Annotated in this window: 9 protein-coding genes; all 9 read left to right on the top strand. The window is 60.8% G+C overall.

Annotated elements, in window-relative coordinates:
- The first annotated feature begins 36 nt into the window (after positions 1 to 36).
- The 9 genes from KGA82_RS05695 to KGA82_RS05655 all read left to right on the top strand — a co-directional run bounded on the left by KGA82_RS05695 (position 37) and on the right by KGA82_RS05655 (position 12,096).
- Positions 37 to 318 (top strand): peptidylprolyl isomerase, encoded by a 282-nt coding sequence (locus KGA82_RS05695; protein ID WP_008029538.1) that lies wholly within the window; start codon positions 37 to 39, stop codon positions 316 to 318.
- A gap of 136 nt (positions 319 to 454) precedes the next feature.
- Positions 455 to 2,323: an extracellular solute-binding protein gene (locus KGA82_RS05690; protein ID WP_008037108.1), complete on the top strand. Its 1,869-nt coding sequence runs from the start codon at positions 455 to 457 to the stop codon at positions 2,321 to 2,323.
- Positions 2,323 to 3,384, top strand: coding sequence for a microcin C ABC transporter permease YejB (locus KGA82_RS05685; RefSeq protein ID WP_223449892.1), 1,062 nt, complete (start codon positions 2,323 to 2,325; stop codon positions 3,382 to 3,384). Before KGA82_RS05690 ends, KGA82_RS05685 begins: the two co-directional genes overlap by 1 nt.
- Positions 3,384 to 4,406 (top strand): ABC transporter permease, encoded by a 1,023-nt coding sequence (locus KGA82_RS05680; RefSeq protein WP_223449890.1) that lies wholly within the window; start codon positions 3,384 to 3,386, stop codon positions 4,404 to 4,406. Before KGA82_RS05685 ends, KGA82_RS05680 begins: the two co-directional genes overlap by 1 nt.
- Before the next feature lie 14 nt (positions 4,407 to 4,420).
- Positions 4,421 to 6,001 (top strand): ABC transporter ATP-binding protein, encoded by a 1,581-nt coding sequence (locus KGA82_RS05675; protein WP_223449888.1) that lies wholly within the window; start codon positions 4,421 to 4,423, stop codon positions 5,999 to 6,001.
- A 117-nt stretch (positions 6,002 to 6,118) separates the two neighbouring features.
- Positions 6,119 to 7,534 (top strand): sigma-54 interaction domain-containing protein, encoded by a 1,416-nt coding sequence (locus tag KGA82_RS05670; RefSeq protein ID WP_223449887.1) that lies wholly within the window; start codon positions 6,119 to 6,121, stop codon positions 7,532 to 7,534.
- Positions 7,535 to 7,830: 296 nt separating this feature from the next.
- Complete coding sequence (locus tag KGA82_RS05665) at positions 7,831 to 9,222, top strand: GntP family permease (protein ID WP_008037115.1); 1,392 nt, start codon at positions 7,831 to 7,833, stop codon at positions 9,220 to 9,222.
- A gap of 7 nt (positions 9,223 to 9,229) precedes the next feature.
- Entirely contained in the window at positions 9,230 to 10,003 is a 774-nt protein-coding gene (locus KGA82_RS05660; RefSeq protein WP_223449882.1) for a 3-hydroxybutyrate dehydrogenase, read from the top strand.
- Between the two features lie 137 nt (positions 10,004 to 10,140).
- On the top strand, positions 10,141 to 12,096 hold the full coding sequence (locus KGA82_RS05655; protein ID WP_223449880.1) for an acetoacetate--CoA ligase: 1,956 nt from the start codon (positions 10,141 to 10,143) through the stop codon (positions 12,094 to 12,096).
- Positions 12,097 to 12,206 lie beyond the last annotated feature (110 nt).

The raw sequence follows: 12,206 nt of genomic DNA, 5'->3' as shown, positions 1-12,206 counted from the left end.
GAGCACTTTACTGAACATTAGAAGGAGTATTTTTCCATGGCTAAAGCCACTGCCCGTCACATCCTGGTTGCCAGCGAAGACAAGTGCAACGAACTCAAAGCCCAAATCGAGGCTGGCGCCGATTTCGCCGAAGTTGCCAAAGCCAACTCCACTTGCCCGTCCAGCCGTCAGGGCGGTGACCTGGGTTCGTTCGGTCCGGGCCAGATGGTCAAGGAATTCGACACCGTGGTCTTCAGCGCACCGATCAACGTCGTGCAAGGCCCGGTCAAAACCCAGTTCGGCTACCACTTGCTCGAAGTGACCAGCCGTCAGGACTAAGTCATTCGCGTAGTTTCATGCACAACGGCCCGCCTTTTGGTGGGCCGTCGTGTTTCGGGTACGTGATACGACTGGCGAGGGACGCGCCGCTAGCGTACAAATTGCGGTTATCGATCACCCGGCTCTAAGGCTGAAAATGCGACTGGCTTTCCCTGTTTTGTTGTTCACTGCCGTGACCCTGTTACTGGGCGCCGCCGGTGTGAACGCCGCACCGCAACACGCGCTGACCGTCTACGGCGAACCGCCCAAGTACCCGGCCGGCTTCAGTCATTTTGCCTACACCAATCCGCAAGCCCCCAAGGGCGGCACGATGCGTCGCTCGGCGATCGAGATCGGGCATTTCGACCATGTCCTGCCTTATATAGACAAAGGCATCGGCGTGACGCAGATCGACGGCTTGATCTATTCGCCGCTGGCCCAGCGTTCGCAGGACGAGCCTTACACCGTGTACGGTCTGGTGGCGCAGAAGATGGAGCGTTCGGATGACGGGTTATCGCTGCGTTTCTACCTCAACCCCAAGGCTCGCTTCGCCGACGGCAAGCCGATCACCGCCGAAGACGTGCGCTACACCTTCGACCTGCTGATGACCCAGGGCAGCCTGCGTTATCGCACCCAGTTCGCCGACGTCAAAGGCGTCGAGGTGGAATCCCCGCTGACGGTGCGTTTCGACTTCAAAAGCAATGAAAACCGCACCCTGCCCCTCGACATCGCAACCTTGCCGGTGTTTCCCGAACACTGGTGGAAAACCCGCGATTTCGCCAGCGGTGGTGGTTACGAGCCGCCACTGGGCAGCGGCCCCTACAGGGTGGGCAAGGTCGACTCCGGGCGCAGCATCACCTTCGAACGCAATCCGGACTGGTGGGGCAAGGACCTGCCGGTCAGCCGCGGGCTGTACAACTTCGATCACTTCAGCATCGAGTACTTCGGTGATACCGATGTCGCGCGTCAGGTGCTGCGCGGTGGCGCCTACGACTACAACCGCGAATTCTCCGCCACCGCCTACTCCATCGGTTACGAAAGCCCGGCCCTCAGCGACGGTCGCCTGCAAAAGGCGCACCTGGCCAGAGAAGCGCCGCAATCGGCCCAGGGCTTTGTGTTCAATCTGCAGAACCCGATGTTCCAGGACCGCCGCGTCCGCCAGGCACTGGTGATGCTGTGGGATTTCGAATGGAGCAACCGGCAGATGATGCGCGATATGTATATCCGCCAACAGAGTTTCTTCTCCAACTCCGCCCTCGCCGCCCGCAGCCTGCCGGATGCCGCCGAACTGGCGATTCTCGAACCGCTGCGCGGGCAGATCCCCGACGAGGTGTTCACCAAAGTCTTCGAAGCGCCGAAAACCGACGGCAGTGGCGTGATCCGCGACAAACAACTGCAAGCACTGGATTTGCTCGAACAGGCCGGCTGGAAACCCGATGGCGATCAATTGGTGAATGCCGAGGGCCAGCCGCTGAGCTTTACCTTCCTGGTCAGCCAGAACGGGATGGACCGTTTGCTGCTGCCTTACAAGCGCACGCTGAAGCAGATCGGCATCGACCTGAACATTCGCCGCATCGACTCCTCCCAATACGTCAATCGCCTGATGTCCCGCGATTACGACATGATCGTCACCGGCTACCCGGTCACCACTTCGCCGGGCAACGAGTTGAATAACTATTTTGGTTCGGCAGCGGCCAACGATCCGGGCTCCAACAACTATATGGTGTTGAAGAATCCGGCGGTCGATACGCTGGTCAACGGTCTGGTGCGCGCCACCACCCAGGCCGACATGTTGCGCTACGCCCATGCCCTCGACCGGGTACTGCAATGGAACTATTACTGGATTCCCAACTATTACCCGCCGGGCAGCTCGACCGTGTGGTGGAACCGTTTCGGCATTCCCAGCGTACAAGCAGCCAATGACGAAGCCATCGAGAGCTGGTGGGAAGTGAGCACCACGCCGCTGACCAACCAACAGATGACCGCCGAACTGATCAAGCGCGGCAAACCCGGAGGGCCGCACTGATGTGGGCTTATATTCTGCGGCGCCTGCTGCTGATCATTCCGACCCTGGTGATCATTCTGCTGGTCAACTTCGTCATCGTTCAGGCCGCGCCAGGCGGCCCGGTTGAACAGGCGATCGCGCACCTGCAAGGCATCGGCGGCGCCAGCGTCGGCGGCAGTTCCGGCGAGGTCATGAGCGGCAGTTCGCGAGCCAGTCGCGGCCTCGACCCGCAACTGATCAAGGAAATCGAAAAGCAATACGGCTTCGACAAACCGGCCCATGAACGCCTGTGGCTGATGCTCACCAGTTACGCGCGACTGGACTTCGGCAAAAGCTTTTTCCGCGGCGCCACGGTCACCGACCTGATCCTCGAAAAAATGCCGGTGACCATTTCCCTCGGGCTCTGGGCCACGCTGATCACCTATCTGGTGTCGATCCCGCTGGGCATCCGCAAAGCCGTGCACCACGGCAGCCAATTCGATATCTGGAGCAGCACCGCGATCATCATTGGCTACGCGATGCCGGCGTTCCTGTTTGCGATGTTCCTGATCGTGGTGTTCGCCGGCGGCACGTCGCTGAACTGGTTTCCGGTGCGCGGCCTGGTCTCGGACAATTTCGACTCGCTGTCCACCGTGGGCAAGATCGCCGACTATTTCTGGCACCTGGTATTGCCGGTCACGGCGCTGGTCATCGGTGGATTTGCCACATTGACCATCCTGACCAAAAACTCCTTCCTCAATGAAATCACCCGTCAGTACGTGGTCACGGCGCGCGCCAAAGGCATGAGCGAACGTCGCGTGCTGTACGGCCACGTGTTCCGCAACGCCATGCTGCTGGTGGTGTCGGGCATTCCCCAGGCGTTCATCAGCGTATTTTTCGCCGGCTCGTTGCTGATCGAGGTGATCTTCTCCCTCGATGGCCTGGGCCGCATGAGTTATGAAGCTGCGGTGTCGCGGGATTATCCGGTGGTGTTCGGTTCGCTGTTCATCTTCACGCTGTTCGGCCTCCTGATAAAACTGGTCGGCGACCTGTGCTACACACTGGTCGACCCGCGCATCGACTTCGCCGCGAGGAATGCCTGATGTTCAAGCTTTCGCCGTTGGCGCGCCGCCGTTTCGACCGATTCAAGAAAAACCGCCGTGGCTGGTGGTCGCTGTGGCTATTTGTCGGCCTGTTTCTGCTGAGCCTCGGCGGCGAACTGATCGCCAATGACAAACCGCTGGTGGTCAGTTATCAGGGCTCGTTGTACTTCCCGGTGTTCAAGCGCTACACCGAGCAGGCGTTCGGCGGGCAACTGCCGTTCCAGGCGGATTACCGCAGTGACTATGTACAGAAGCTGATCAAAAAGGACGGCGGCTGGCTGCTGTTTCCGCCGATCCCGTTCAGCGACGACACGCCCAACTACGACCTGAACAAACCGGCACCAAGTCCACCGTCGAATGTGAATTGGCTGGGCACCGACGACCAGGCTCGCGACGTGCTGGCACGGGTGATTTTCGGCGCGCGGGTGTCGATTCTGTTTGCACTGATGCTGACCTTTGTCAGCGCACTGATCGGCATCGCCGCCGGCGCGCTGCAAGGCTATTACGGCGGCTGGGTCGACCTGATCGGCCAGCGTTTGCAGGAGGTCTGGTCGGGTCTGCCGGTGCTGTACCTGCTGATCATTCTGTCGGGGTTTGTCGAGCCGAATTTCTGGTGGCTGCTGGGGATCATGGCGTTGTTTTCCTGGCTGGCACTGGTGGACGTGGTGCGTGCCGAGTTCCTGCGCGGGCGCAACCTCGAATACGTCAAGGCTGCGCGGGCACTGGGTCTGACCGACCGCAAAGTCATCGTGCGGCACATCCTGCCCAACGCGATGAACGCGACGCTGAGCTACCTGCCGTTCATTTTGACCGGGGCTATTTCGACGCTCACCGCGCTGGACTTCCTCGGTTTCGGCATGCCGGCCGGCAGTGCCTCGCTGGGCGAGTTGATCGGTCAGGGCAAGCAAAACCTGCAAGCGCCGTGGCTGGGGCTGACCGCGTTTTTCACCCTGGCGCTGATCCTGTCTTTACTGGTGTTTATCGGCGAGGCGTTGCGAGATGCCTTTGACCCTCGATCCTGACGCGGACTGTTGATATGAGTAACAACCTGATCGAAATCCGTGACCTCTGCGTGGCCTTCAGCGGCGAGACCGTGGTGCGCAATCTGTGTCTGGACATCCGCCCCGGTGAATGCCTGGCGCTGGTGGGTGAGTCGGGTTCCGGCAAATCGGTGACCGCGCACTCGATCCTGCAACTGCTGCCCGAGACCGGCACCGAAACCAGCGGCAGCGTCCGCTATCGCGGCAAGGAGTTGCTCGGCGCTTCGTCCAGGGTTTTGCGAGAGTTGCGGGGCAACCGCATCGCCATGATCTTCCAGGAGCCGATGACCTCGCTCAATCCGCTGCACAGCATTGAAAAGCAGATCGGTGAAACCCTGCTGCTGCACAAGGGCCTGACCGGCAAAGCTGCGCAGGAGCGGATTCTGGAGCTGCTGCACCTCGTGGGCATACAGAAACCCAAAGAGCGGCTCAAGGCGTATCCGCATCAACTGTCCGGCGGCCAGCGGCAACGGGTGATGATCGCCATGGCGCTGGCCTGCGAGCCAGAGTTGTTGATTGCCGACGAGCCCACCACTGCGCTCGACGTTACGGTGCAGCGCAAGATCCTGATCCTGCTCAAGTCCCTGCAACAGCGGCTCGGCATGTCATTGCTGCTGATCAGCCATGACCTCAATCTGGTGCGCAGCATCGCTCAGCGTGTGTGCGTGATGAAGGCCGGGGAAATCGTCGAACAGGCACCGTGCGAAACACTGTTCACCGAGCCGAAACATCCCTACAGCTGCGTACTGCTGAACGCCGAACCGGAAGGCCAGGCACTGCCCCGTGACGAGCGCGAGAACGTTCTGGAAGTGGACAATCTTTGCGTGCGCTTCCCCCTCGGTGGCGGGCTGTTTCAGCGCAAAACGTACTTGCATGCCGTGGACGGCATCAGCCTGAATGTCCAGCGCGGCAAGACATTGGGCATTGTGGGTGAGTCCGGCTCGGGCAAGTCGACACTGGGTCAGGCGATCCTGCGCCTGCTCGACTCCGAAGGCAGCATTCGCTTTCAGGGCCAGGCGCTGGACGGCCTGACGCAAAAGCAACTGCGACCATGGCGCAAGAAAATGCAGGTGGTGTTCCAGGACCCTTTCGGCAGCCTCAGCCCACGGATGTCCGTGGCACAAATCATCAGTGAAGGCCTGGAAGTGCATAGCCAGTTGACGGCGGACGAATGCAAGGCCGAAGTGATTCGGGCCCTGCAGGAAGTCGGCCTCGACCCGCAAAGCCGCCATCGCTACCCCCACGAATTCTCCGGCGGCCAGCGCCAACGCATCGCCATCGCCAGGGCGCTGGTGCTGAAACCGGCGCTGATCCTGCTGGACGAACCGACCTCGGCGCTGGACCGCACCGTGCAGAAACAAGTGGTCGCGCTGCTGCGCCAGCTTCAGGAAAAACACGGCCTGACGTATCTGTTTATCAGCCACGACCTGGCGGTGGTGCGCGCCCTCGCCCACGACATGATCGTGATCAAGGACGGCAAAGTGGTGGAAAGCGGCGCCAGCCACGACGTGTTTGATTCACCGCAGCATCCGTACACCAAAGAGCTGTTGGCGGCGGCGCATCTGCAACAGGCATAAAATCGCGTCGCTGCCTTCGCGGGCAAGCCTCGCTCCTACAAGATCGAGGTGATTTGTAGGAGCGAGGCTTGCCCGCGAAGAGGCCCGCACAGACACACACATTCTGGACATGACCCCATGAACACCACCGAAAGCCTCAAGGATTACCAGCGCGTTCGTCTGTTGGCGATCCGTTCGCTGTTCGAGATCATCGAGCAGTCCAGCGAAGGCACGGTGATTGTCGATCGCGACGCGAACATCGTCTGGATGAACGAACGTTATGCCCGACGCTTCGGTCTGGAATCGGCGCAAGTGGCCATCGGCAAGGCCTGCGAAAGTGTGATCCCCGGCAGCCTGCTACGGGAAGTGGTGCGCACCGGCCGACCGATTCTGCTCGACATGCAGGACACCCCCAAAGAACCGTTGGTGGTGATGCGCCTGCCGATCCACGACGACGCCGGCGTGGTGATCGGCGCCATCGGTTTTGCGTTGTTCGATGAGTTGCGCAGCCTGTCGCCGATGCTCAAGCGCTACATGAGCATGCAGGAAGAACTGGCCTCCACCCGCTCGCTGCTGCGGGCACGGCAGACCAAGTACAACTTCGCGCATTTTATCGGCACCAGCGCGGCCAGCCTCGAAGTCAAACGCCGCGCCCGACGCAGCGCCAGTGCTGATTCCCCCGTTTTGCTGCTCGGCGAAACCGGCACCGGCAAAGAACTGCTGGCGCAGGCGATTCATGGCGCATCACCCCGTGCGCACAAGGCTTTCGTCAGCATCAACAGCGCAGCGATTCCCGAGGCTCTGCTCGAGGCCGAGTTCTTCGGCACCGCCCCCGGCGCGTTTACCGGGGCTGATCGCAAGGGCCGCGTCGGCAAGTTGCAGATTGCTCAGGGCGGTACGTTGTTTCTCGATGAAATCGGCGACATGCCGCTGCCGCTGCAAAGCAAGCTGCTGCGGGTGTTGCAGGAAAAGGAATTCGAACCGGTCGGGTCCAACGAAGTAATTCAGAGCGATGTGCGGGTGATCGCCGCGACCTCCACCGACCTTGAAGCGGCGATCAAACGCGGCGAGTTTCGTGCCGACTTGTATTACCGCCTCAATGTGCTGCCGATCCAGGTGCCGCCGCTGCGTGATCGTCTCGATGATTTGCCGGCACTCAGTGAAGCCATCCTTGAGGAGTTGCGCAGTCAGCACGAGCTGAACCGCGAAGCGCTGGAGTTGCTCGCCCGACACGCCTGGCCGGGGAACATTCGCGAGTTGCGCAACGTGCTGGAACGGGCGGCATTGCTCAGTGACGACCTGATGCTGAACGCGACCGATATCCGCGCGGCGATTGGTACGTTTACGCCGGTGGAGCGTGTGGCGCCTTTAAAGGTTGAGTCGGTGGCACACGAGACGTTCAGTGAGGCGCGTGAACGGTTTGACCGGCAGTTGATTGAATCGGCCCTCGCGCAATGCGGGGGAAAAGTGATTGAGGCGGCGGCGCGGCTGGGGCTTGGGCGGTCTACGTTGTACAAGAAGATGGTGGCGTTGGGGATTGCTGAGTCTCTATAACGAGACATAGATCTCTATTTACAGACATATTTTTGGAGCGCTTTGCGCTCATCGCCAGCAAGCCGGCTCCTACAGGGTTTCGGTGTTGACGCGATCTTCTGTAGGAGCCGGCTTGCTGGCGATGGCGGCCTCCAAACCACAAAAATTCTCAAAACAGAGACAAATACGTTCGTCCGCCTCTGAAAAAACAATAAATATCCTTATATTTCAACATGTTGCCACCTTGGCACAATTCTCGCTAAAGCCCTCCCCCACACCGTTTCACCCCACAAAAATAACAATCCAGGAGACACACCATGAGTGTGATCATTGCCTTGGCAGCCCTCGCGCTGCTGATGCTCGCGGCCTACCGTGGCTACAGCGTTATCCTCTTTGCCCCGATTGCCGCCCTCGGCGCCGTCCTGCTCACCGACCCTTCCGCCGTCGCCCCTGCTTTCACCGGGGTGTTCATGGAGAAAATGGTCGGCTTCATCAAACTGTATTTCCCGGTGTTCCTGCTTGGCGCCGTGTTCGGCAAGCTGATCGAGTTGTCGGGTTTCTCGCGTTCCATCGTTGCGGCGGCGATTCGCCTGCTCGGCACCCGTCAGGCGATGCTGGTGATCGTGCTGGTTTGCGCCCTGCTCACTTACGGCGGCGTGTCGCTGTTTGTGGTGGTGTTTGCGGTCTACCCGTTCGCGGCCGAGATGTTCCGCCAGAGCAATATTCCCAAGCGCCTGATCCCGGCGACCATCGCCCTCGGCGCCTTCTCGTTCACCATGGACGCCCTGCCCGGCACCCCGCAAATCCAGAACATCATCCCCAGCACCTTCTTCAACACCACCGCGTGGGCGGCGCCGTGGCTGGGTTTGATCGGCGCAATCTTCGTGGTCTGCGCCGGCATGGCGTTTCTGCAGCGCCAGCGCAACAAGGCTCAGATTTCGGGCGAAGGCTACGGCACCGACCTGCGCAACGAGCCGGAAACCGCCGCCGACATCAAACTGCCGAATCCGTGGATCGCGCTGTCGCCGCTGTTGGCCGTCGGCATCATGAACCTGTTGTTTACCCAGTGGATTCCCCAGTGGTACGGCAAGACCCACAGCCTCGCGCTGCCAGGCATGGCCGCACCGGTAACCACCGATGTCGCCAAACTCACGGCGATCTGGGCGGTTCAGGCTGCGTTGCTGGTCGGCATCATCATGGTGCTGGTGTTCGGCTTCCAGGCGATTCGCGGCAAGTTGGCCGAAGGCAGCAGAAGTGCAGTCAGCGGTTCATTGCTGGCAGCAATGAACACGGCGTCCGAATACGGTTTTGGTGCGGTGATCGCGTCCTTGCCGGGCTTTCTGGTGCTGGCCGACTGGCTCAAAAGCATTCCCAACCCGCTGGTCAACGAAGCGATCACCGTGACCCTGCTGGCCGGCATCACCGGCTCTGCATCGGGCGGCATGAGCATTGCGCTGGCGGCCATGGCCAATGACTTCATCGCTGCGGCCCATGCGGCGAACATTCCCCTGGAAGTGCTGCACCGCGTCGCCGCGATGGCCAGTGGCGGCATGGACACCCTGCCGCATAACGGCGCGGTCATCACCTTGCTGGCGGTGACCGGCCTGACCCACCGCGAAGCCTACAAAGACATTTTCTGTATTACGCTGATCAAGACCCTGGCGGTTTTTGTGGTGATCGGTACTTTCTACGCCACTGGCATTGTGTGAGGTATTCATGACGACTCTTTCAGGCAAGACCGCACTGGTCACCGGCTCCACCAGCGGCATCGGCCTGGGCATCGCCCTCAGCCTGGCCAAGGCAGGCGCCAACCTGATTCTCAACGGTTTCGGCGATGCCTCCACAGTGATTGCCGAGGTTGAACAGTTCGGCGGCAAGGTCGGTCATCACCCCGCCGATGTCAGCGACCCGGCGCAGATTGCCGACATGATCGCCTACGCCGAGCACGAGTTCGGCGGCGTGGACATTCTGGTCAACAACGCCGGCATTCAGCACGTTGCATCGGTGGAAGATTTTCCCGTGGAGCGTTGGGATTCGATCATTGCGATCAACCTGTCGTCGGTGTTTCACAGCACCCGTTTGAGCCTGCCAGGCATGCGCGCCAAGGGTTGGGGACGGGTTATCAATATCGCTTCGGTGCATGGCCAGGTCGGTTCGGTGGGCAAGGCGGCTTACGTCGCAGCCAAGCATGGGGTGATCGGTTTGACCAAGGTGGTCGGCCTGGAAACCGCCACGACCAACGTCACCTGCAACGCCATCTGCCCAGGCTGGGTGTTGACGCCGTTGGTGCAGAAGCAGATTGACGACCGCATCGCCAAAGGGGTTGATCCGCAGCAGGCGCAACACGATTTGCTGGCCGAGAAGCAGCCGTCGCTGGAGTTCGTTACGCCGCCTCAGCTGGGTGAGCTGGTGCTGTTTTTGTGCAGTGAGGCCGGTAGCCAAGTGCGGGGCGCGGCGTGGAATATAGATGGTGGGTGGTTGGCGCAGTGATTGGGCGATAGACCGCGTTATCGTTCATCGCCAGCAAGCCGGCTCCTACAGGTTATCGGTGTTTTCATGATCGACGCATGACCTGTAGGAGCCGGCTTGCTGGCGAATGGATCTGAAGATAAAAGAAGAGGCAAAAAATGTCCGACATCCTCTGGCAACCTGACGCCAAACGCATCGCCAAGACCCGCATGGACGCCTTCCGGCGCGCCATCAATCAGCGCCACCACCTCGACATTGCCGACTACGCCGCCCTGCACCAATGGTCCATCGATCAACGGGTCGATTTCTGGCAAGCCATCGTCGATTTCTTCGACATCCGTTTCCACACGCAACCGGATGCTGTGCTGATCGAAGGCGATCACATGCCCAGCGCCCAGTGGTTTCCCGGCGCCACCCTGAACTTTGCCGAACACTTGCTGCGCCGTCGTGACGATGCCGTCGCCGTGATTGCGATTGGCGAAAACGGTCAGCGCGAACAACTGACCTGGGCCGAACTGGCCGAGCATGTCGCCGGTTTTCAAAACAGCTTGATCGCCGTCGGTGTCGGCCTTGGCGACCGCGTCGCCGCGTGCATGCCGAACACCTGGCAAACCCTGGTCGCCATGCTCGCCACCACCAGCCTCGGGGCGATCTGGTCCTGTTCGTCGCCGGACTTCGGCACCCAGGGCGTCATCGACCGCTTCGGCCAGATCGAACCGAAAGTGCTGATCACCTGCGCCGGTTACCGTTATGCCGGCAAAGACATCGACCAAAGCGCCAAGGTCAACGAAATCCTTGAACGCCTGCCGTCGCTGCAACAGCTGATCGTGGTGCCTTACGCACGACCCCAGACGCACATCAAAGACTTCCGCACCCACGCAGGCGTGACGCTTTGGGATGCGTTCTACGAACCGGGCGGCGAGCCGGATTTTGTTGCCGTGCCTTTCGCCCATCCGCTGTACATCCTCTATTCCAGCGGCACCACCGGCGTGCCCAAATGCATCATCCACAGCACCGGCGGCGTGCTGTTGCAGCACGTCAAGGAACACGGCCTGCATTGCGACCTCGGGCCCGGCGACCGCTTGTTTTACTACACCACTTGCGGCTGGATGATGTGGAATTGGCTGGTGTCAGCCCTGGCCGTCGGCAGCGCCGTGGTGCTGTACGACGGCTCGCCATTTCATCCCGGCCCGGAGCGCTTGATCGACCTGATCGACGACGAACGCATCAGCGTGTTCGGCACCAGTCCCAAGTACCTTGCGACCCTGGAAAGCAACGGCGTGAAGCCTCGGCAAAGCCATGATCTCGGCACGCTGAAAACCTTGTTGTGCACCGGTTCTGCGCTATCGCCGCAAAGCTACGACTACGTCTACCGTGACCTCAAGGCCGACCTGTGCCTGGCGTCGATGTCCGGTGGCACCGACATCGTTTCGTGCTTCGTGAACGGCAATCCATTGCTGGCGGTGCGTCGCGGCGAAATCCAGGGCAAGAGCCTGGGGATGGCGGTCGAAGTCTGGAACGATGCCGGCCGCGCGGTGATTGGCGAAAAAGGTGAACTGGTCTGCACCCGACACTTTCCGGCCATGCCCGTCGGCCTGTGGAACGACCCGACCGGGGAAAAACTGCGCGCGTCTTATTTCAGCCTGTTCCCCGGCGTCTGGGCCCAGGGCGACTACGCCGAACAATTGGCTCACGGCGCGATGATGATTCATGGGCGCTCGGACGCGGTGCTCAACCCCGGTGGCGTGCGCATCGGCACGGCGGAGATTTACCGTCAGGTGGAGAAAGTCCCGCAAGTCACCGACAGCGTGGCCATCGGTCAGCAATGGCAAGACGACGTGCGGGTGGTGCTGTTCGTGCGACTGGTCGAGGGGGTCGAACTGGACGAGGCGCTGCAACAACAGATCCGCCAGGTCATCCGCGCCAACACCACGCCACGTCACGTACCGGCGAAGATTGTCGCGGTGACGGACATTCCGCGCACCATCAGCGGCAAAGTGGTCGAGTTGGCGGTGAGGAACGTGGTGCATGGCCAGCCGGTGAAAAACACCGACGCGCTGGCCAATCCCGAAGCGCTGGAGCAATTTCGGGATCGGCCGGAACTCAACACTTGAAACACACCCCGTTGTAGGAGCCGGCTTGCTGGCGATGGGGCCCTGACGGTTGATGCGTTCGTCGTCGATCAGGTCGATCAAGCGCTCCGGGCCGGGATGAAATGGCGAGC

It is taken from the genome of Pseudomonas sp. BF-RE-22 (assembly GCF_019956155.1).
In the GTDB taxonomy this organism is placed as follows: domain Bacteria; phylum Pseudomonadota; class Gammaproteobacteria; order Pseudomonadales; family Pseudomonadaceae; genus Aquipseudomonas; species Aquipseudomonas migulae.
This window is presented reverse-complemented; position numbering and strand designations above follow the sequence as displayed.